This is a genomic window from Bacteroidota bacterium (assembly GCA_016195025.1).
In the GTDB taxonomy this organism is placed as follows: Bacteria; Bacteroidota; Bacteroidia; order Palsa-948; family Palsa-948; genus Palsa-948.
The window spans coordinates 92,722-115,395 of the sequence record JACQAL010000018.1; the positions used below are offsets into that span (position 1 = coordinate 92,722).

The following is a 22,674-nucleotide window of genomic DNA, read 5'->3' on the forward strand; positions in this document are numbered from 1 at the left end:
TTCTAAATATTTAAATATGCCGCAAGTCCGTGCAGTCCACCTTCTCTTCCGAAACCACTTTCTTTAAATCCACCAAAAGGAGATGTTGGGTCAAACTTATTGTATGTGTTCGCCCACACTACTCCTGCTTTTAATTTGGATGTAAGATTAAAAATCTTCGAACCTTTATCCGTCCATACGCCTGCTGAAAGTCCATAGGGAATGTTGTTTGCTTTTTCGATTACTTCTTCAACCGTTCTGAAAGTTTGCACAGCGAGAACGGGACCAAAAATTTCTTCCTGAACAACTCTGTGTGATTGCGAAGTGTTTAAAAATAAAGTCGGCTTACAGAAAAATCCTTTTGATGGAACACTGCAAGATGACTGATAAAAATCTGCTCCTTCATTTTTTCCGATGTCAATGAATTTATTTATAGTTTCCAATTGCGATTTGGAATTTATCGCGCCAATGTCAGTGTTTTTATCCAGCGGATTTCCGACAATTAACGTTTCCATTCGGTCTTTCAATTTTCGAATCACAATATCAGCAACGCCTTCTTGCACAAACAAACGCGAACCCGCGCAACAAACATGTCCCTGATTAAAAAATATTCCGTTGATGATTCCTTCCACCGCCTGATCAATGGGAGCGTCTTCAAAAATTATATTGGCGGCTTTTCCTCCGAGTTCGAGCGTTGCTTTCTTTTTTGTTCCGGCAATTGCCTTTTGAATAATTTTTCCGACATCAGTTGAGCCGGTGAAAGCAATTTTGTCTATGTCGGGATGATTTACAATCGCAGCACCTGTTCTTCCGGCACCGGTGATAATATTCACCACTCCATCGGGTAAGCCGCTTTCAGAAATCAGTTCGGCAAGTTTGAGGGCGGTGAGTGAAGTGGTTTCGGCAGGCTTCAGCACGACAGTATTTCCACAAGCGAGCGCGGGAGCAATTTTCCATGCAGCCATCAGCAGAGGGAAATTCCAGGGAATAATTTGCCCGGCTACACCAAGTGGTTTTGGTTTTCTGTTTGGAAAAGCATATTCTAATTTATCCGCCCAACCGGCATAGTAGAAAAAATGATTTGCGGCAAGCGGAATATCAATGTCGCGCGATTCGCGGATGGGTTTTCCTCCATCCATTGATTCAATCACAGCAAATTCGCGTGCGCGTTCCTGAAGCAGACGGGCAATTCTGTAGATATATTTTCCTCTTTCTTTCGCGGAAATTTTGCTCCACTCTTTAAATGCTTTTCGCGCTGACTTCACTGCATTGTCAACATCCTTTTCGTCCGCATCAGCGATTTCCGAAATTTTTTCTTCGGTGGCTGGATTTATAGTATCAAAATATTTTTTTGAATTCGGTTTTACAAATTCTCCTCCGATAAACAAATCGTATTGCTTCTTCAGATTAATGTGCGAAGTGCTTTCTGGCGAAGCAGAATATTCCCAATCTGTTTTAAAATTTATTTTCGATTCTCTTTCTTTTACTTTCATGATTTAATCTTTTGAAAAATATTCTGCACTCTGATAAACTCCCGAAACTTCTTTCTGCAATTGCATAAGTATATCATTGGCTAAACTGCTCGCACCAAAACGAAACCATTCGTTACTGAGCCAGGCATTTCCCAGAGTTTCTTTCACCATCACGAGATATTGCAAAGCATTTTTTGCTGTGGAAATTCCGCCTGCGGGTTTCATGCCTATCATTTTTCCGGTGCTGTAATAAAAATCACGGATGGCTTCGAACATTACTAAAGTCACGGGCATTGTCGCGGCAGGAGAAATTTTTCCGGTAGAAGTTTTTATGAAATCCGCACCTGCATGCATGGCAATTTCACTTGCCTTGCGGACGTTATCCAAAGTGGAAAGTTCTCCTGTTTCAAGAATAACTTTTAGCCGTGCATTTCCGCATGCTTCTTTCACTTCAGCAATTTCATCGAATATATAATTATAATTGCCTTCCAGAAATTCTCCGCGGGAAATTACCATGTCCACTTCATCGGCTCCGCTCTCAACTGCAAATTTTGTATCAGAGATTTTTATTTCAGTAGTTGTTTGTCCGCTGGGAAATCCTGTGGCAACTGAAGCAACTTTAATATTTGTTCCTTGTAAAGATCGTTTCGCAATTTTCACCATCGTAGGATAAACGCAAACTGCAGCAACGGTGGGAAGGTTTTCAATTTCATCGTGCAGGTGAGCGGCTTTGTAACACATCTGTTTTACTTTTCCTTCGGTATCTTTTCCTTCTAGCGTTGTCAAATCAATCATGTTCAAGGCCAGTTTCAACCCTTGGACTTTGGATTCTTTCTTTATGCTTCTTGAGCAAAATCTCGCAACGCGTTCTTCAACGCCAACTTGGTCGATGCGGGGCAGTTTAGTCAGGTTTGGAAATTCAGCCACTGATTGCACAATTATCAATGATTAAAATGAGTTTCAAAGATAGCCATATTTCGTACTTTCGTTCATTCATTTTACGATATGCTTGAAGATAAAACATCCGCCCGTACTGAACTTTCTTCCCTTGGAGAGTTCGGTTTGATAAAACATATTTCAAAACATGTGCTACTCAATAATGAATCATCCATAGCGGGAATTGGTGACGATGCAGCTGTGATAAAATATGCGGAAGGGAAACAGACGGTTGTCACAACAGACATGCTGATGGAAGGAGTTCATTTTGATTTGACATACTGCCCGCTAAAACATCTCGGTTATAAAGCAGTTTCTGTAAATGTTTCTGACATTTATGCGATGAATGCTTTGCCAAAACAGATTTTAGTTTCCATTGCGATATCTAACCGTTTTTCTCTTGAAGCGATTGAAGAATTGTATGCCGGAATGCTTCTTGCCTGCAAAAACTTTCATGTGGATTTGGTTGGAGGCGATACAAATTCTTCGCGAACGGGAATGGTGATAAATATTACTGCAATTGGTGAAGCAGATAAAAATGAAATTGTTTATAGAAATGGAGCAAAGCCAACCAATCTGCTTTGTGTTTCCGGTGATTTGGGTTCAGCGTATTTGGGTTTGCAGATTTTAGAACGCGAGAAAAAAATCTTTCAGGAAAATCCAAACATCCAGCCGGACTTAAGCGGAAATGATTATCTCATCGAAAGGCAATTAAAACCTGAAGCAAGGAAAGATATTATCAAGCAACTGAAAGAAATAGGAGTCAAGCCGACTTCGATGATTGATATTTCTGACGGGCTTGCTTCTGAAACGCTTCACCTCTGCACCGAATCAAATGTCGGTTGCCGGTTGTATGAAAATAAAATTCCGATTGATGATACTGCTATTGAACGCGCAAAGGAATTTAATCTTAATCCAACTGTTTGCGCTTTGAATGGAGGAGAAGATTACGAATTACTTTTTACGATTGATATTAAAGACCACGAGAAAATAAAAAAACTTTCTCAGGATATAACTGTCATCGGGCACATCACCGAAAAAGCGGAAGGAACTAATTTAGTTTTAACAGGAACAGAAATGCTTACTCCGCTCACAGCGCAAGGTTGGAATCACTTGAAAACCAAATAGCATTTTCTCCCCGCAAAATTCGTCTAAGAAATTACCTCATTGGTCGAAAAAGTTTTTTATTATTGACTCAAATGCGAGAGTCGATATATATTCGTTCAAAATTTTTAAAACAAAATCTTTATGACAAAATATGAATTATCGCAAATGATTGCGGAAAAAACAGGAAAGAAAACTTCAGACATCATTCCCATTGTGGAAACATTTATGAAAGTGGCAAAAGATTCCATTTGCTCGGGAAAAAATATTTACCTGCGCGGATTCGGAACTTTTCTCATTCATAAGCGCGCAGCAAAACCTGCCCGCGTAATTTCCCGTAACGAAGCAATCATTGTTCCTGCACATAATATTGTAAAGTTTAAACCGGCAAAAACTTTCAAGAAAAAGTTAATGAAGGCGCAGCCGGTGAAGGAAAAATAATTTTTAAGGAAAGTTTTTCTTGCTTTGAAGAAAGAGCAGCAAAAGCAAAAATTTATTTCGGAACAATCGCTTTCTCCTCTATGATTCTGAAAGCGGTTCTGCGGTTTTTCTGGTGGCCGGCTTCTTTTTCTTCTTCGGTGGGCATTGCATTTATTTCTTCATCATTCACAATGAGTTTAGTTTCACCGTAACCTTTCGGCTGTAATCTGTCCTTTGCAATTCCTTTCGTGATAAGATAGTTGACGCAGGATTTTGCGCGCTCATCGGAAAGCCGGAAATTGTAATCATCATTTCCCCGTGAATCGGTGTGCGAACTTAATTCAACAACTAAATTATCATTCAACTTCAGCATATCGGCAAGCGTATCGAGAATAAGTTTTGAGCGCGGGCGAAGCGTTGCTTTGTCAAAATCATATTCAATTCCGGGAATCACAATATCACCCGAAGGAATTTTTTCCAGATAAAAATCCTGCGTAAGCAAAGTTGTTTTCTTAATTCCTATTGTTGAAACATCCGCCTTATCGCTGAAATATTTATTCTTCTGCGCTTTTGTGTTGTAAAGCATTTCTTCGGGTATCATGGTGGAATATTTTCCGCTGTCATCGGTGATAATAAAAATTGATTCTGATTTCTCGGAAGCATCTTTGAGCGTGACCAGCGAATTTACAACGGGCTTTTTGGTTTTCTTTTCGTAAACAGTTCCTTTCAACGTGATGATGAACGGAACAGGATTCACAGAATAAATTTTATAGCACGCACCGCTTCCGCATTCTTCGCAGGGCTTGCGGTCGGAAGCAAAGTATCCGATGCTCTGGTCGGGATACGCGATGAAGTATGCATCATCACGGCTGGAGTTGATAGGAGATTTCAGGTTGAGCGGTTTTGACCAGGTGGTATCGCCTTGTTCGTCATTCAATGCCGATTTAAAAATATCCTGCCCGCCAAGCCCCTGGTGTTCATCGGAACTGAAGTAGAGCGTTCGTGTTGCGTAATCGTAAAAAGGTGTTATCTCATCTCCTTCGGTATTTACCGGTGCGCCAAGATTAACAGCTGTTCCCGCTTTTCCGAATTCATCAACGGGCGCATACCAGATATCCATTTTTCCTTTTCCGCCCGGGCGGTCGGAAGAAAAAAATAAAATGTTTCCCTGCTCATTCAGCGATGGGCTCATGGATTTATATCCTTCCACATTCACGTTGCTGTTGAGTTTCATCGGGCGAAGCCATTGCTTATTCATAAACCGGCTGAGGTAAACAGCGCATTCTTTTTTTTCGGCATTGACAGAAGTCCATCGCGTGAAAAAAAACTTATCGCCTTCCCGTGAAAAAACTCCTGCTGCTTCGTGGTCGGTTGTATTTACGGGCATGCCAAAATTTTTTGCTCCGGAAAAATTGAAACTGTCTTTTTTAGAAGCGAAAAAAATATCGGAGAGATAAATCGGGTTCTGTCCTTCTCCGGCAAAACTTTGTTTGCGGGAAGAAGCAAAGGCGAGCGAATCCTTCGTTTTGAAAAAAGCGGGAGAAAAACTTGCAGTGCCTCCGTTTATTGCCGTATCAAGTTCGCGGAGGATAGAAAGGGAATTTACGCTGACGGATGTGCCGGCAAAATAATCGCATGACATACTTTTCTTCTGCGCGCTTTTGTAGAGCGGAGAATTCTTATCGGTATTTACCTGGAAATATTTTTCAAATTCTTCCGATGCTTTTTCATATTTGCCATTGAGCATTAAATTGTTTGCGTACCAGTAATGTTCATCGGGATAAATTTTCGGGTCGTTCTGCAACGCTTTTTCACTCCAGTTTTCCGCATTGATATAATCATGATTTTTTCGATACGACACAGCAAGATTATGTACGATACGCTGGTCGGCAATTCCGTAAGCAGTATTTTTTTCTTCGTGCGTGACAACCGGCTTGAAGTTTTTTGACGTATCCAGCGAAGATGTTTCTGCGGATTTTTTTACCGGAAGCATAACCTGGTTCACTTCATAGGGATAAGAAACAATGTCTCCATCGGCAGAACTTTCGAGCGCTTTCAGATAATAAAATGCAGCGGTGGAATAATCCTGATTCCGGAATGCTTCATCGGCAGTTTGCAAAAATTCTTTCCGGCTCTGCGAAAAAGCGAAGAAGGGAACGAGTGAAAGAAATACTATTCCTTTTCTCATATCGGGCGCGGGCAATTTGGAATGGGAGTTGGTTTGTACCTGCTTCCGATTACGGTGAATGAAATTTCAAAACCGCCTCTGCCCATGGTGGCGGGCGAGAGCGATGAATTATTTATGTCGTAACTTACTTTATAGGTGGCGCGCCCGTATTTCAATCCCGCAAAATAAATTATGGCATCCTTATTCCGGTAGGAAGCACCGAGAATGAGAAACGAAACAGTGTTCGGCAGAGCGTAATTCACATCCATGCCAGCGACCATCTCGTAGTCATTTATTTGTTTCATCAAAAGAAATTTCGGAACGAATTGAATTCTGTCGGCAATATTTATTTTGCAGCCGCCATGAATTAAATAGCGCAGCGGAAGTTTGTTGCTTTCAGAAAAAAAAGATTCTTTCGGATTTGTCAGGTGGAAAGCAGTTGCTCCCAGAAAAGGATTGATGCGCGATTTGTTTTTTGCATAGTAATACATTAACCCGAAATTAATATCGGGTAGAAAAATTTGTTGCCCGATGTTCGGCTCACCGTTTGAAAGCGTGTTATCAAACCCTCCTCCGTTTGTACCCACATACTGGCTTTCAAAAATGAGTTTGGAAAGATTCACGCTCTTGTATTCAAACCCCGCCTGAATGCCTGCCGAAATGCGATGTGTTTTTTTATAGTTAAGGGGTTTGTCGTAGGCAGCGGAAAGTTGCAAACTGAAAACCGAATAATCACCCGCGCCTGCGCGTTCATCTGCAATCTGCGCGCCCAAAGAAATTTTTTTCAGGTGCTGTTCTCCCGAAAGCAACGTGGTGGTGAACGGATGATTGGCAATTGAATTCCACTGCGTGCGGTAGTGCGAGTGAATCCGGAACGTTCCGTTGTAAAAACCGGTAAGCGCAGGATTCAGGTTCAAAGGCGCTTCATCGTATTGCGAGAGGTGAAAATCCTGGGAGAATGCTTCACTCCCAACTTCTCTCCAAAGAAGAGAGAAGAACACTGCAATAAAAGCAACTAGGGAAAAATAATTTCTCATTTTACCTGAGCAATGTTACATCTCCTTTTATGAAATGTTCTTTTTTATCTTCGGTGGTTGCGTTGATTATATATATATAAACTCCGATGGGTTGTTTGATTCCGTTTCGCGTTCCGTCCCATCCGAATTTCTGGTCGGTAGAAATAAAAATTAATTCTCCCCAGTTATTATAAATTCTGAATTCCAATTTTATATAGGGACCACCGAGCACGTAAAGAATATCATTATGCCCGTCACCGTTCGGAGTAAATCCGGTGGGAATGTTGGGCGGATTATTTACAATCACTTCGTGCCAGATGGTATCGGTGCAGCCAAACTGGTTGGTAACAACTTCCCATACAGAATAAATTCCGCCTACCGAATAACTATGCGTGGGATTTTGTAATACGGAAGAACTGCCATCGCCAAAATTCCAGTACCATAAAACAATTCCGCTCTGCGACTGGTCGGTGAAAGTTACATTCTGATTCAGGAAAACAATAGTTGGATTTTCTGTGAATGCCGCAGTGGGAGAAGGGCTGACTCCGATAACCTGAGCAATGGTATCCGAACATCCGAAGTTGGAAGTTACAATGAGCGTGACTCCGTAATTTCCTGACGAAGGAAAATAATGAATTGGATTTTGCAGCGTAGAATTATTTCCATCGCCAAAATCCCAGAACCATTGCACAATGCTGTCGGGCGGAAGAATGGTGGAGCCGTCATAAAAAATTGTTCCGTCAGCAACACAAAATCCCGATGAAGTAATTACAGCATTCGGCAGCGGATGAACAATCACTTGTTTTGTAATGGTGTCGGTGCAGCCCAAATCGGAAGTAACAAGCAGCGTTACATTGTAAGTTCCGGGCGAAGAATAATTATGCGAAGGATTTTGCGCGCTGCCGAAAGTTGCATCGCCAAAGTTCCAGTTCCACGAAACAATATTTCCATAGGGAATAAAAGAAGAATCATTGAAGAAAGTTTGGTTTCCGAGGCAAACATCCATGGAGCCAAAATTGGCAAGCGGGCCGGGCGCAACAAAAATAGTTTGCGTGAGTGTATCGGTGCAGCCGAAACCCGAAGTAACCACAAGCGTTACCGTATAATTGCCCGATGCCCCATAGTAATGCGGAGGATTTTGCAGGTTGGAAAAATTATTTCCGCCCGATGCCGGGTCACCGAAATTCCAACTCCAGCCGTTAATATTTCCGCTGCTGATGGAAGAATTGTCAGTGAAGAAAACCGAATCAATAAAACACTGCGCGGTGTTTGAAAATGCCGCTGTGGGAGTGGGATTAACGGTGATGATTTGTGAAATGGTGTCCGAACATCCGAAACTTGTTCCGACAATAAGCGTAACCGTATATGTTCCCGCTGAAGCATAATTATGAGAAGGGTTTTGCAGTGCGCTGGTGGTTGCATCACCAAAATTCCAACTCCATGAAGTTGGATTGCCTGTGGAAAGGTCGGTGAAAGTTGTTGCGCTGCCGGCACAAACAGTGCCCGCGCTGAAATTGGCTATGGGAAGAGCATTCACAATTACAGGAAGAAGAATAGTATCGGTGCAGCCCGTGTTTGAAGTTACAATCAGCGTAACCGTAAAAGTTCCTGCCGAAGTAAAATTATGCGAAGGGTTCTGAAGCGAAGAAGTATTGTTAGGAGCCGAAAGCGGGTCACCGAAATTCCAACTCCAGCCGGTAATTGTTCCCGATGAAATGGAAGATGAATCGCTGAAGAAGGTGGTGTTGCCGAAACAAACCTGCGTGGCGCTGAAATTTGCCAGCGGAGAGGGCTGAACAGTTATTACCTGCGAAATGGTATCCGCGCATCCTGAACTTGAATTCACAATAAGCGTAACCGTAAAAGTTCCGGCAGAAGTATACCCGTGCGAAGGATTCTGAAGCGAAGAAGTATTGTTGGGAGCCGAAAGCGGGTCACCGAAATTCCAACTCCACCCGGTAATATTTCCGCTGCTGATGGTGGAATTATCGGTGAAGTAAACCGAATCAATAAAACATTGCGCGGTGCTTGTGAATGCTGCCGTTGGCGCAGGATTTACAACCACTGTTTTCTGAATGGTATCTATGCATCCGTAACTTGTTCCGACAATAAGTGAAGCGGTATACGTTCCCGAAGCCGTATAGGTGTGTGAAGGATTTTGCAGCGAAGAAGAATTTCCGTCACCGAAATTCCATGTCCATCCGGTAATGCTTCCGAAGGGAACGGTGGAGTTATCGGTGAACTGGGTTGGATTTCCGAAGCAAACGGTAGTGTTTGAAAATGCCGCAGCAGGCGGAGGAGCAATGACAAGCACCAGCGTATCTGAATCGGGCGGACATCCTCCGGTGTAGGTGGTAATAAGAATTAAAGTTACTGTGCCGTTTGAAATTTCCCCCGCGCTCGGAGTGTAGGTTGAATTCAAAACCGTATCGGAAGGATTGTACGTTCCGTTTCCGTTTGTCCAGATTCCTGTGGTAACTCCTGTTACATTTCCGTTCAGATTGAAAACAGGATTGTAAACACAAACCGTATCATCGGGTCCGGCACTGGCAGTGATGTTTGCAGTATAACTTGTAACGGTTACCGTATCATACACAGGCGGGCAATTGGTGGTATCGGAAATCTGAACCCAGTAGGTTCCCACTCCCACAACAATGCTCTGCGTGGTTGCGCCCGTACTCCATACATAAGAATAAGGCGGAGCGCCTCCTGAACCCACTGCGGTGATGGTGGCGGGCGGACCGCCAAAACATATTGTAGGATTCTGCGGAATAATGGTTGCGCCTTTGTTCGAAACAAAATCAACCTGCACCGTATCGCAAATGAGCATGAGGCCGCATCCGCCAATGGGGTAGCCGCAAACCTGGTAAAGCACATAAGGAGGATAACCGGGCTGAGCGGTTACAATCACGGTGTCGCAGGCGGTGTCGCAACTCAGATATAAATTATACGCTCCCACCGGACCGGGAAAAACCGAAGTCCATGATAAACTTGATTCATTATATCCGGAGGCGAAAATCATTCCCGTGCATCCCTGGCTCACCACAGTGGGTGGTCCTGCGCTGGGAGCGGCAATGGAAGTTATTTCATAGGTGTTATTATTATTTCCGGGTTTGCAAAAAGTGATGTGATGCGGTCCAATGCCATTCAAACACATGGTATCTCCCACGGCAGTTGGGTTTTTGCAGTTCACTTCGTAATAAAGCGCGCCCGGAGGAATGGCGCCCGAGGCAATGCTGAAAGTTATTCCCTGCGCGGCAGGGTCAAGTATCACCCAGAATTCTACGCAGCGGTCGGGAGCAGTTGCACCGCAGCAGGTATCCTGCCTTACCACCACGGGACTTATCCACGAGCCGCTGGGATTTCCGGTAAGATTAACAGTGAAACTCGGAGTAGTGGGACCGCACGTTTGTGAAAACCCTTCCGCAGAAATTAAAACAAAGAGAAAAGAAAAAAATAATATGCGTATAGATTTTGCCAATAAGAAAAAATTAAGATTCTACAAAAGTAAGAAAGAAAAAATGAATATGAAAAATTAAAAGAAAGACATAATCAAGAGCGTATTGTTGAGAACAAATGATGATTTAAAAAGACCTTTAAGGTTTTCAAAAACCTTGAAGGTTTTGATAACCGGGTGAGAAAACAGGACTCACCCCTCTTTCCCCTCTTTGCTTGGCAGAGAGGGGATGAAAGGGGAGAGTTATTTATCGGTGATTACTAATTTATTTGTAAAGACCTCACCCCAGCCCTCTCCTGACATCCCCCTTAATCCCCCTTCATAAAGGGGGACAGTCAGCCGAATGAAATACAGTTCGCTTGCAAGAATCGCTGTAGAAGGTTGCATTGTTGTAAAGATATAAAGTTACTGTCAAAAGTCAAGTTGTTGTCCGGGCTGTTGGGTGTTTTTGCTCATTATATCCGCAACAAAGGTATTGATTATTTTCAGCGCATAAGCGGGGCTCGCATTCGCATTATCGTAAACAGCAGTCAACTTACGCTGCTTTGATGTCAACTTACGCTACTCTGATGTCAACTTACGCTACTCTGATGTCAACTTACGCTACTCTGAGGTCAACTTACGCTACTCTGAGGTCAACTTACGCTACTCTGATGTCAACTTACGCTACTCTGAGGTCAACTTACGCTACTCTGATGTCAACTTACGCTACTCTGAGGTCAACTTACGCTACTTTGAGGTCAACTTACGCTGCTATGATAGACCTCTTTCATAATTCACAATGAACTGTTGAATAAAAATTTGCAGAGAGGGGATAAATTGAGGGAATAAAAAGGAATGTTGCCGTACGATGACCGCAAAACGTTTCGCAAAATACTGAACTTGTTTGGTTTAGTTATTCACTGAAATAGTTTTGGCGCACTCTAAAAATTTGCTGATTGCCTTGCGCCCGGTTCTTCCAAGTGAAATTGAAAAATCATTCACATAAAGTCCAATGTGCTGTTTAATTACCTTATCATCCATTTCCTGCGAATGTTTTTTTACAAACGCTTTGCTTGAATAAGGATTTGCAAAAGCAAATTCAACGCTTCTTCTTATTACACGTTCCACTTTCTTTTGAATTTCCTTCGGAAAAGTTTTCTTGATGAAAATTCCTCCCAGCGCAATGGGAAGATGGGTTTGCGCTTCCCACACACCTCCTAAATCTGTATAGCAAACAAGTCCTTTTTTCTCATAGGTGAAACGGCTTTCGTGAATAACCACTCCTGCTGAAACTTTTTCTTTTACTACCGCATCTATTATTTTTGAGAAATGAAATACTTTTTTTCTTTTGAACACGGGAAACAAAAAAGAAAGAAGAAAATTTGCTGTCGTATTTTCTCCCGGAATGGCAGTGGTTCCAAGCAGCATGGTTCGCACTGTAGTTCCCGGCTTTATTACTAATACGGGACCTGTTCCAAAGCCAAGCGCGCTTCCTGAATCGAGCAGAGAATATTTTTTTTGCAATTTGGAGTAAGCGAAGAAACTTAGTTTGGTTATATCTAAACTTGGAACTTGGAACTTGGAACTTGGAACTTCAACCGCCCTGCGGTTGAGCGCTTCCACATCTTCCATCACGGGTTTGAACTGCAATCCTTCCGTATCAATTTTTCCGTGAAGCAGTGCATCAAAGATGAAACAATCATTGGGGCAGGGAGAAAAGCCGAGCGTGAGAATTTTATTTTTCATTTTTTAAATTTCAACGTGCGCGCGAACGGAGTAAACATCTACGGGACCTCTGTCTTTATTGTAGCCCGGATTAATTACGTGCTGGTAAGCCGCGCTGAGAGAAATTTTATGTTGAGGCAGCGCGAATGAATAATAAACTTCCAGAAGTTTTTCCATGCCGTAATTTAAATTTCCATCGCCCAGCATAAATCCTTTTCCGCCTGCCTGTAAATAATCTCTGTGAGCGGAAGAAATTCCCGAAGCAACTCCTGCAATTCCGAGCGCATCGTCTTCGCGTTTCCATTTTTTTCCTTTGAAAACAATTCCCGCGCTGGCGGTTTGGTCAATCTCCGTGTACATCCATGTTTCATTTGTTCCGTCATTCCATCCTGTGCGAAAAAATCCGCCAACCTGTTTTGAGCGTGATTCCAATTCTCCGTTAAGGGTGAAACCATATTTGCTTCTTCCGTATTTCCGTGTAGAAATAATATTCGGTGTCTCTGAATTTGCAAGTGCGAGCACAATGCTTTCGCGGTAGTTTCCCATGTTGGCGGTATTGTAAAATCCAAGAATGCGAATGGCTCCTTGGTTTTGTTTCAAAGAAAAATTATAGGTGTACTCAAGTGAATGACCGCTTGCCTGAGTAATATCATAATTCATGTCATTGCTGTTTGCAGATTTCGTAACAACTGAAACATGGTAGCGCAGTTCGTGTTTCGGAGAAATAAGTTCAAGAACTAAACTTGGCGTGTAGCCCTTCACATTCGCGGGATAATCCCACGAACCGTTTTCCATTAATCCCCAACTCATAAATTGTGTGCGAGGGTCATGGCTGAAAGAATTCGCGTCAAAAAAATCTGCCACGCTGATTTTTCCTATGGTAACAGCAAAATATTTTGTCGGACATATTCCTCCGAGTTGATTCTGGTCGGGTTCAATATATTTTGAATGCAACTCTTTCATTTTAGTTTGCGCTTTGCACGAAGAATCTTTGCTCAGGGAAAAAACCTGGTGAAAGAAAAGCCGCGCGAGCGCGATGGTGGGTGTTGGATTTCCTACGCGATAGGTTTCTCCGTTAGTGGAAGCGGCAACGCCAAGCGCACCGCTTAACCCGGAACCGCCTGCAATTTCAGGATTCAGATAAGCGCTGGCTCCTTTCCACAAACGTGTGCCGAGAAAAAGCGTGGAGGTGATGGATGTTTGAGTTTCTTCAGCCGAAGTTAAACTATTATCTCCGGAATATTTTGTTTTAAAATAGGGTTTGTATTGCGTAATGACAGTAGTTTGCGCATGAACAGAAACAATTTCATTTTTTGCAGAATCATTTTGACTGAATGTTTGAAAAGAAAATAAAGTGAAAACGAAAAAAGAAATCTTCTCTTTTTGTTTCATAAATTATTTTTCGAAAGCATTTATTTTCTTTTTCCATTCTTCCGGCATGGGAATGCTTGCGCCCTTTTCGTAATCGTAGCAAACGAGAACGGTAGATGCTTCTGCAAGAATAATTTCTTTTCGGTTTTCTTCCTTTATAATAAGGTAGGATAAATCAAAACTTTTATTGCCGATGCGCGAACATTTCGTATAAACAAAAATTTTATCCTTGAAAAGAATCGGGAGTTTATAATCCACCACCGCTTTGGCGAGAATGATTCCCTGCTTTGACCAGTTCATTTCTTCGCCTGCCACATCGTCAAAATACTTTACGCGCGCTGACTCAAGATAAGTGAAATGATTGGCGTTGTTCACGTGCTTGAACGCATCCACATCCTTGAAGCGAATCTGAATCGGAGTTTTATGCTTATAATTATTCATAGTAACGTAATTTTTCTGGTAACGAAGTAACGAATCTTCTTTACGAATGTAACGAATGAGCAGCTGTTGATTTTTTTAATTCGTACTATTCGTTATCCTTATTCGTTACTTCGTTACCAGCAAATCTAATTCTTCATATACAGAATTCTGGCTTTTGAATTCCGGAACAATTTCTTTCATCTTCATTACAATTTCTTTGCTGTCTTGTTTGTGAAGAAGAGAAATCAATCCGGAAATTTTTTCTGACACATTGCTGTAATCGTGTTCTCTCACTTTGCCCGCCATGATTTGCGGGTTATGTGTGGGAATGGAATTTTCTTTTGTGGCGAGAAGTTCTTCGTATAATTTTTCTCCGGGACGAAGCCCGGTGTAAATTATCTGAATGTCTTTTCCCAACGTCAAGCCTGCAAGCAGCACCATTTTTTTTGCGAGGTCAGAAATTTTTACCGACTGCCCCATGTCGAACAAAAATATTTCTCCTCCGTTTCCCATGGCACCTGCTTCCAACACCAATTGACACGCTTCGGGAATGGTCATAAAATATCTTGTAATGTCCGGATGAGTTACCGTAATCGGTCCGCCTTTTTCAATTTGCTGGCGGAAAAGTTGAATCACCGAGCCATTCGAACCGAGAACATTTCCAAAACGGGTGGTAACAAACTTTGTGGAAGAATTAGTATTTAAAGATTGCACATACATTTCCGCAATTCTTTTGGAAGCGCCCATCACGTTGGTAGGATTCACGGCTTTGTCGGTGGAAATCATCACAAATTTTTCCACTTCATATTTTACAGCAAGGTCTGATAAAATTTTTGTGCCCAGAACATTGGTTTGAATCGCTTCCATGGGATGATATTCCATCATGGGAACGTGCTTGTAAGCGGCAGCATGGTAAACAACTTGCGGAGAATATTTTTTGAAAACAGTTTCCATCCGTTCTTTGTTGCGGATGTCGGCAATAATTATTTCGAAGGAGCGGAGATGAAAAATATTTTGCAGCTCAATTTCAATTTCGTAAAGAGGCGATTCGGCAATGTCAACCAGAATTAATTTTTTCGGATTGAATTTTGAAAGTTGCCGCACGATTTCGCTTCCGATGGAACCGGCAGCGCCCGTAATGAGAATTGTTTTATCGGCAGTTTGCTTCTTGATATTTTCCGTGTCGAGTTTGATGGGGGTTCTTTCGAGCAGTTCTTCAATTTTTATTTTTTTAATTTGCTTGAAACTTAATTCACCGTTTATCCAGCTGCTCACGGGCGGCACATTCAGAATTTTTGTTTTGTATTTCAAACATGTCTCCACAATTTCTTCTTTGCGCTCAGGAGAAATATTCTGGACAGAAATAATAAGATGAGCAACGTTATTTTCTTTTAATAATTCTTCCAGGTTATTGAAACTATAAATAGTTATTCCTTCCAGTTTTTTTCCAGATTTTTTTTCTTCGTCATCAATAAAGGCAAGCACTTTGTATTTCATTCCTGCATCGCGGTCGAGCGTGCGCTTGGTAATAATTCCCGATTCGCCCGCGCCAAAAATGATAACCGATGTTTTTGCCCTCGAAGGATTTTTCCATTCAAAATACAGCACTTTGAAAAGAACGCGCATGCTGATGAGAAGAAAAGTGGAAGCGAGATAGTCAATAATGACAATGGAAATAGGAATGAAATAAACTTCATTGTGCAGCAGCGAAGTATTGAAAAAGTTTGCCGTAATCATAAAAAGAGTGCCCGAAGTTGTAACAATAAAAATCCGCTGCGCATCTTTTGAACTGGTGTAGCGCACGATGCCCGTATATGTTTTTGCGAGAAAAAAACTTAACGCCCTTACTGCTATGAGAAACGAATAAGCGGTATAAAACCGCTCCATCTCATCGGGCGGAATTGAAAAATTAAAACGAAGAAGATACGCAAGCGTAAGAGAAAAAACACAAATGCAAATATCAATAATGAAAATTATCCAGCGGGGAGTGGTTCGTTCAAATAGAAACATGCGCTAAGATAAAACAAATAGAGTAAGGATTCTGAAGGAAGGAGGAATGATTTGAAAACAGCATTATGTTAATTTTGTAACTTCTTTATGTTGAAAATACTTTTCATAGCGGCTCACCGGCTGAATCGTTCGCCCAGCCAGCGTTTTCGGTTTGAACAATATTTTTCTTTTCTGAAGCAAAATGATTTCGATTGCAAACTTTCTCCGCTGCTCGATGAAGCCGATGATAAAATATTTTACAGCGAAGGAAATTTTTTCAGCAAGGTGCGCATTGTAATTCAAAGTTATTTCAAACGAAAAAAAGATTTGAAAGAAGCGGGCAACTACGATATTATTTTCATTCAGCGCGAAGCATTCATGACCGGTTCCACATTTTTTGAAAAAGGACTGAAGAAAAGAAAAGTGAAAATTGTTTTTGATTTCGATGATGCTATCTGGCTTCCGAATGTTTCAGAGGAAAATAAAAAATTCGAACGGCTGAAAAATCCCGAAAAAACTTCAGAAATAATTTCTCTTTCTGATTTGATAATTGCAGGAAATAATTACCTGGCAGAGTACGCGAAGCAATTCAATAAAAATGTTTACATAATTCCTACCACCATTGATACGGAGTATCATAAAAAGCAAATTGTAAAAAAAGATGAACGCATTTGCATTGGCTGGACGGGAAGCCACACCACCATTCAGCATTTTGAACACGCAGTTCCCATGCTTAAAAAATTAAAGGAGAAATACGGAGATAAAATTTATTTCAAAGTGATTGGCGATGAAAATTATTTTAACGATGAATTAAACATTCGCGGAGTGAAGTGGAGTTTCCCCGATGAAATCGAACAACTTTCGGAAATTGATATTGGCATTATGCCGCTTCCCGATGACGAATGGGCAAAAGGAAAATGCGCCTGCAAAGCATTGCAGTATATGTCGCTTGAAATTCCCAGCGTGATGTCGGCAATGGGAATGAATTGCGAAATAGTTTCAGAGGGAGTTAACGGATTTTTGGCAAAAGAGGATGACGAGTGGCTGGAAAAAATTTCTTTGCTGGCAGAAGATTCCGAACTGCGAAAAAAAATTGGAGCGGATGCCAGAAAAACTGTGGAAGCAAACTATTCGGTGAATTCGCAGAAAGAAAAATATCTGGACGTGCTGAAAAAATCATTGCGTTAAACAACTTCTGCAAATTTCTATTTTCCATTCTCCGCCAAAACCAATGGTTAATTCTCCAAGATTAATTTGATACGGCAAATAACCCAGCGCAAATATGCCCGCGCCAACTAAAAAAAACTTCACTCCGTTTTCCGAGTTGCGGCTGGAATAAAAATCTATTGCGCCTTCACCCATAACAATGCTTCCTATGAACATCAAAGGCATTCCCGCAGCGCGCGCAATTTTGTGAAGCGGATTTCTTTTCCGGATGCCGGCAATTTCTTTCAGTAATACCGTATCACTTCCCAAAATAACAGCTGTGTCAGAAAGAAGTTGATTTAATTTTCCTGTGCTGTATTCATCCTCCTTAAATTTTATATACGTTATTCGTGTTCCATTTTCATAGAACCATGCTTTTCCGTTTTGACTGTTTCTGATTATGAGTCCGTCTTGTCCTGACGCATTCAGCGAAATAATAATAATGGGAAATATGAAAATGATTTTTCTCAAGAAAATTTTTTATCAAATATAAAGATGTTCCTCAAGTTTGTTGCTTGAATAATTTTACTTTTGCATGCAACTTATTTTTTACCTATGGAAACTCTCACCGACCAATTGAAAAACACAGCCATCACGCAAAAACACATAGCGCTCGGTGCGAAAATGGTCCCGTTCGCAGGATACAACATGCCGGTTTCCTATTCCGGTTTGAATGATGAACATCTTACGGTGAGAAATGCTGTGGGAATTTTTGACGTGAGCCACATGGGAGAATTTTTGTTGAAAGGAGAAAAAGCGCTCGACCTGATTCAACTCGTTACTTCCAACGATGCATCCAAACTCACCGATAAAAAAGTTCAGTACACCTGTTTGCCGAATGACAAAGGCGGAATTGTAGATGATTTGCTCGTGTACCGTTGGAACGCGAATGAATATTATCTGGTGGTGAACGCTTCCAACATTGAAAAGGACTGGAACTGGATTGCAAAGCACAATACGTTTGGAGTGGAGATGAAAAATATGAGCGATGATTTGAGTTTGTTCGCGGTGCAGGGACCGAAAGCAATTTTTACTTTGCAAAAACTCACCGACATTGATTTGTCTAAAATGGAATATTATTCTTTTGATGCAGGAAAAATTGCAGGCATTGATGATGTGATTATTTCCAACACCGGCTACACTGGTGCGGGCGGTTTTGAAATTTATGTTTGGAATAAAGACGCAGCAAAAATGTGGGATGCGATTATGGCAGCAGGAAAAGAATTTGGAATAAAACCCATCGGGCTTGGCGCGCGTGACACATTGCGTTTGGAAATGGGTTTCTGCCTCTATGGAAATGATATTGACGATACCACTTCTCACATTGAAGCCGGGCTCGGATGGATTACCAAATTCACAAAAGAGTTTACCAATTCAAAAAATTTAAAAGAGCAAAAAGAAAAAGGAACTGCGAGAAAACTCGTGGGCTTTGAAATGCTCGAGAGAGGAATTCCCCGCCACAATTATGAAATTGCAGATGCAAACGGAAATAAAATCGGCAAAGTAACTTCGGGCACCCAATCTCCTTCATTGAACAAAGGAATCGGAATGGGTTATGTGAAAACAGAATTTTCAAAACCTGATTCGGAAATTTTTATAAAGATTCGGGATAAAAATTTAAAAGCAAAAGTGGTGAAGATTCCGTTCTTGAAGCCCCAACCCTAAAGGGAGTAAAGACAAAAAGAAAATGGATAGCGAAAAAAATAAACAAGATTCTTCTAAGCCCCCTTTAGGGCGGGGGGCGAATCAATTAAAAATAGACGCCTGCTTCTCCCCTTATTTATATCCGGTTTACAAGGATAATTCAAGTGTTGTTGTAATCATTGATGTTCTTCGCGCAACTTCTGCCATTTGCACTGCGTTTGAAAATGGCGCTGAAAAAATTATTCCTGTCGCAACATTGGAAGAAGCAAAGAAATACAAAGTGAACGGAACTCTTGTTGGCGCAGAGCGGAATGGTTTGCCGGTGGATGGTTTTGATTTCGGCAATTCACCTTTTCATTATATAGGAAATCATGTGAAAGGAAAAACCATTGTGCTCACCACCACCAACGGCACGCAGGCAATTGAAGCGGCAAAAGACGCTTATAAAATTGTGATTGGTTCTTTTCTGAATATAGATGCGCTATGCGGATTTTTAATTAATGAAAAAAGAAATATTCTTCTTCTTTGTTCCGGATGGAAAAATAAATTCAATTTAGAAGATGCCGTTTTCGCAGGCGCAGTAACAGATGAAATTTCAAAACGCAGCAGCAATTATAATTTTGGTGATGCTTGCCTTGCGCTGAAATATCTTTACGAGATGGCGAAAAAAAATCCGAACAAGTTTCTGAATTATTCTTCCCATAAAGAAAGATTGGCTGCGCTCAATCTGAAAAAAGATATTAAGTATTGCCTCACGCCCAACCAGACGAAAGTTATTCCTGTATATAAGGAAGGAGCGCTGATACCTCATCCCTGAGATTAAAGCTCCAAGTTTCAAATTTCAAATCCCAAGTCCCAATAAAAAGATATGTGTATTTGTGGTTTTCTTGAAACCTGGAATTTGGGACTTGATACTTGGGACTTTATTCTTTGACGAATTCATACTCCATCATATCCACAAAATCATTCACACGGATAATCACGCTTTTCACTTTTCCGTTCACCACATTGAAATGAATTTTTTTAATTCCGTAAGTCGCCAAGCTGTAGGTGCAGAGAAAATCATTATCGCCCAGCGGCAGAAGATTTCCTTTCAGAAAAGGATGATGTGTAAATAATATTGTCAGCGAATGCTCCTGCGGCTTGGGTGCCGGTTTCCCAAACGAAATGGGAGGCAAAGGACCGATGATTGCAATTTTTCCATACACTTCGTTTGTGTAAGAGCCGGCATACTCTTCCATTTTCATAGAGGGAATTGGTTTTTTCGAAGCGGCTTCCCGCAGTTTGTTTATTTCGGCATTTTCCATTTTAGTGTTCGCAGAAAAATTCCTGTAAAACTTTTCGCTCATGTTTTGATAGGGAAGATTCATGTAAGCGTCAATAATCTGAGAGCGAAGCGCGGCATAAAAAGAATTTGCATCGGTGTTTGTCAGCACAACAATTCCAAGATTCAGCGAGGGAATAAAACAAGTGGTGGTTACAAATCCATCTGCGCCTCCGTCATGCCGAATCATTTTTTTTCCATTGTAGTCAAGAAGAAACCAACCGAGCCCGTAGTTCTGAAAGTTTGCGCCCGAACTTGCAGGCATATCGCGCACAATCATGTTTGAAGTTTGAGTGGTTTGCAAAACTTCATAGGGGAAAATCCGTTTACCTTCAAACTTTCCGCTGTCCAATTGCATCAGCAGCCAGTTTGCCAAATCTTTCACGCAGGAATTGATTGAAGCAGCAGGACCGAGATTATCCACGTTCGCATAGGGGAGAAGAACAAGTTTATCGTCAACCAATGTATAGGGCTTGCAGGCATTGTTGTCAGCCGTAATTGTTTTGTACGTGGTGGAAGTTCGGTTCATTTTCAGCGGAAGAAAAAAATGAAACCTGAGAAAATCATCCCACGAAGTATCTGTTGCTGCAGGAATGATTTCTCCTGCGGTGAGAAATGCCGCGTTGCAATAACCATAGTGCGAACGAAAACTAAAAACCGGTTTTACATTGCGCATGTTGTGAATTAATTCTTTCCGTGAAAGATTGCAATTCCAGTTCAGCAAATCGCTCTGGAAAGTTTGAAAGCCGATGCGGTGGCAGAGCAAATCGCGCACAGTTACTTCGCGTGTAGCGAGTTCATCGTGCAACTTGAAATCCGGAATCCACTTCGTTACTTTATCATCGAGCGAAATTCTTTTTTGCTCATCTAAAAGTGCGAGAGAGGTTGCGGTAAATGCTTTTGTATTGGAAGCAATCTGGAACAACGTGTTCTCATCCACTTTATTTGTCGCGCTGAGCGGAGCCGAAGCATCTTTTATTCCATAACCCTTTGCAACAACCACGTTTCCATCCTTCACAACAGCCACGGCCATGCCAGGAACATTCCAGCGTTTCATTTCGCGCTCCGCATATTTGTCAAGGGAATCTTTGATGAATGTGGGCTGGGAGAAAGACCCTTCGACTACGCTCAGGGTGACAAGAAAAAAAAGAAAAAGTTTTTTCATAATAAATTAATTTGGGTAAAAGTAATAATTCTCTTTGCAGAGATATTTGTGTAAAAAATCCTACATCTTTATGTAGGTTTTTTTCATTTCATGATTAGATAGTTTTGTTTTCACAAACCAAAAACTTTTTATCATGAAAAAAATCTTACTCCTATCTTTTTTGATTTTGCAAATAGCAATTTCAAATGCGCAGCCGAACATTGTAATAAATGCTAATCCGGCTTCATCGTCTCCGTGCGACACTTGTTTTATTTTTTCTGCAAACCTGAATGGCTGGGGAACTGCTCCTTTCGCGTATGAATGGAACATTAACAATCCGCCCGTGGCAACCGGCACCAGTGCAACCATCAGTCATTGCTTTAATCATATTCCCAATGCTGGCGATACAATTTATTTAAAAGTTACGGATGCTTTCGGGCAGATTGGCTACGGTTTTATGATAATGAATTCCATTTATCCGATTTTAAATGCAGTGCATTCTATTTGCATCGTTACTGTGGACAGCGCATCGGGAAAAAATATAGTCGTATGGGAACAATCAACCGATACAACGGTGGCTTCCTATAATCTTTTCAAAGAAACCACTATGTCAGGTGTGTATGCGCTCGTTGGAAATATTCTTAGAAATAGTTTCAGCATTTTTCTCGATACATCCTCTCATCCCGAACAGGTTGCAGCGCGATATAAAATTTCCATGCTTGATCATTGCGGTTTTGAATCACAGGAAAGCAGTGCAGTAAAAACAATTCATCTTACTGTGAGCGCGGGCTTGCCCGGCACATGGAATTTAAATTGGGATAATGCGGAAGGATTTCCCGTGGTGAAATTCAGAATCTGGAGAAAGCATGCTTCGCAAAACCCAATGCTGATTGACAGCGTTCAAAGTTCTCTCAATTCTTATTCGGATGTGAATGCTCCTGCCGGTTTGATTCATTATTTTCTCGAAGCAATTTCCACGAACGTTTGCTATCCTTCCATGAAAGGATTTTTTTCTTCGTTTTCAAATTTTGTAGATAATTCCGCTTTTCTCGGAGTGAATGAAGAAGATATTTCAAAAAATATTTCTGTTAACCCGAACCCGTTTTCAACTTCTGCCATATTTACGATAGATTCTGGAGTGAGAGTTCAGAATTCAAGATTTGAACTATTTGATGTATTCGGAAAGCAAGTTAAAAGTTTTCAAGTTACAAGCCAAAGGTTTGAAATTGTAAGAGGAAACTTTCCGAGCGGAATTTATTTTTATAAGCTTTGTGATGAAAATAAAATAATCAGCTCAGGAAAAATCATTATTCAATAA

Annotated in this window: 17 protein-coding genes; 6 read left to right on the plus strand and 11 right to left on the minus strand. The window is 41.3% G+C overall.

Annotation, left to right across the window (positions count from 1 at the left end; all coding sequences use genetic code 11):
• Window positions 1-2: 2 nt before the first annotated feature.
• Both HY063_03940 and deoC read right to left on the minus strand, forming a co-directional pair.
• Window positions 3-1,472, minus strand: coding sequence for an aldehyde dehydrogenase family protein (locus tag HY063_03940; protein ID MBI3500924.1), 1,470 nt, complete (start codon window positions 1,470-1,472; stop codon window positions 3-5).
• 3 nt (window positions 1,473-1,475) lie between these two features.
• Window positions 1,476-2,396 (minus strand): deoxyribose-phosphate aldolase, encoded by a 921-nt coding sequence (deoC, locus tag HY063_03945; GenBank protein ID MBI3500925.1) that lies wholly within the window; start codon window positions 2,394-2,396, stop codon window positions 1,476-1,478.
• Between the two features lie 60 nt (window positions 2,397-2,456).
• Between deoC and thiL the strand changes: the two genes are divergently transcribed.
• Window positions 2,457-3,515 carry a thiamine-phosphate kinase gene (gene thiL / locus HY063_03950; protein MBI3500926.1) on the plus strand — a complete coding sequence of 353 codons (1,059 nt, stop codon included), beginning with the start codon at window positions 2,457-2,459 and terminating at the stop codon, window positions 3,513-3,515.
• A gap of 120 nt (window positions 3,516-3,635) precedes the next feature.
• Window positions 3,636-3,932: an integration host factor subunit beta gene (locus HY063_03955; protein ID MBI3500927.1), complete on the plus strand. Its 297-nt coding sequence runs from the start codon at window positions 3,636-3,638 to the stop codon at window positions 3,930-3,932.
• Between the two features lie 52 nt (window positions 3,933-3,984).
• Here the strand turns inward: HY063_03955 and HY063_03960 are convergent, their stop codons facing one another.
• The 7 genes from HY063_03960 to HY063_03990 form a co-directional block, all read right to left on the minus strand.
• Window positions 3,985-6,099: an OmpA family protein gene (locus HY063_03960; protein ID MBI3500928.1), complete on the minus strand. Its 2,115-nt coding sequence runs from the start codon at window positions 6,097-6,099 to the stop codon at window positions 3,985-3,987.
• Window positions 6,096-7,115 (minus strand): PorP/SprF family type IX secretion system membrane protein, encoded by a 1,020-nt coding sequence (locus tag HY063_03965; GenBank protein MBI3500929.1) that lies wholly within the window; start codon window positions 7,113-7,115, stop codon window positions 6,096-6,098. The genes HY063_03960 and HY063_03965 overlap by 4 nt, the downstream gene beginning before the upstream one ends.
• A gap of 1 nt (window position 7,116) precedes the next feature.
• Complete coding sequence (locus tag HY063_03970) at window positions 7,117-10,575, minus strand: PKD domain-containing protein (protein MBI3500930.1); 3,459 nt, start codon at window positions 10,573-10,575, stop codon at window positions 7,117-7,119.
• Between the two features lie 867 nt (window positions 10,576-11,442).
• The gene (locus HY063_03975; protein MBI3500931.1) at window positions 11,443-12,279 is read right to left on the minus strand and encodes a 1,4-dihydroxy-6-naphthoate synthase; all 837 of its coding nucleotides are present in this window, start codon (window positions 12,277-12,279) and stop codon (window positions 11,443-11,445) included.
• Window positions 12,280-12,282: 3 nt separating this feature from the next.
• On the minus strand, window positions 12,283-13,650 hold the full coding sequence (locus HY063_03980) for a carbohydrate porin (protein MBI3500932.1): 1,368 nt from the start codon (window positions 13,648-13,650) through the stop codon (window positions 12,283-12,285).
• A gap of 3 nt (window positions 13,651-13,653) precedes the next feature.
• A complete protein-coding gene (locus tag HY063_03985; protein ID MBI3500933.1) occupies window positions 13,654-14,070 on the minus strand; it encodes an acyl-CoA thioesterase in 417 nt (138 codons plus the stop codon).
• Between the two features lie 105 nt (window positions 14,071-14,175).
• A complete protein-coding gene (locus HY063_03990; GenBank protein ID MBI3500934.1) occupies window positions 14,176-16,059 on the minus strand; it encodes a polysaccharide biosynthesis protein in 1,884 nt (627 codons plus the stop codon).
• Between the two features lie 87 nt (window positions 16,060-16,146).
• Between HY063_03990 and HY063_03995 the strand changes: the two genes are divergently transcribed.
• Window positions 16,147-17,226 (plus strand): glycosyltransferase, encoded by a 1,080-nt coding sequence (locus HY063_03995; protein MBI3500935.1) that lies wholly within the window; start codon window positions 16,147-16,149, stop codon window positions 17,224-17,226.
• Here the strand turns inward: HY063_03995 and HY063_04000 are convergent.
• The gene (locus HY063_04000; GenBank protein MBI3500936.1) at window positions 17,215-17,715 is read right to left on the minus strand and encodes a hypothetical protein; all 501 of its coding nucleotides are present in this window, start codon (window positions 17,713-17,715) and stop codon (window positions 17,215-17,217) included. The genes HY063_03995 and HY063_04000 overlap by 12 nt on opposite strands.
• A gap of 105 nt (window positions 17,716-17,820) precedes the next feature.
• Here HY063_04000 and gcvT point away from each other — a divergent pair, with 105 nt between their 5' ends.
• Window positions 17,821-18,909, plus strand: coding sequence for a glycine cleavage system aminomethyltransferase GcvT (gene gcvT / locus HY063_04005; protein MBI3500937.1), 1,089 nt, complete (start codon window positions 17,821-17,823; stop codon window positions 18,907-18,909).
• Between the two features lie 22 nt (window positions 18,910-18,931).
• On the plus strand, window positions 18,932-19,705 hold the full coding sequence (locus tag HY063_04010; GenBank protein MBI3500938.1) for a 2-phosphosulfolactate phosphatase: 774 nt from the start codon (window positions 18,932-18,934) through the stop codon (window positions 19,703-19,705).
• Window positions 19,706-19,811: 106 nt separating this feature from the next.
• Here HY063_04010 and HY063_04015 read toward each other — a convergent pair whose 3' ends face one another.
• Entirely contained in the window at window positions 19,812-21,377 is a 1,566-nt protein-coding gene (locus tag HY063_04015) for a serine hydrolase (GenBank protein MBI3500939.1), read from the minus strand.
• A gap of 133 nt (window positions 21,378-21,510) precedes the next feature.
• Between HY063_04015 and HY063_04020 the strand changes: the two genes are divergently transcribed.
• Window positions 21,511-22,674, plus strand: coding sequence for a T9SS type A sorting domain-containing protein (locus tag HY063_04020; GenBank protein MBI3500940.1), 1,164 nt, complete (start codon window positions 21,511-21,513; stop codon window positions 22,672-22,674).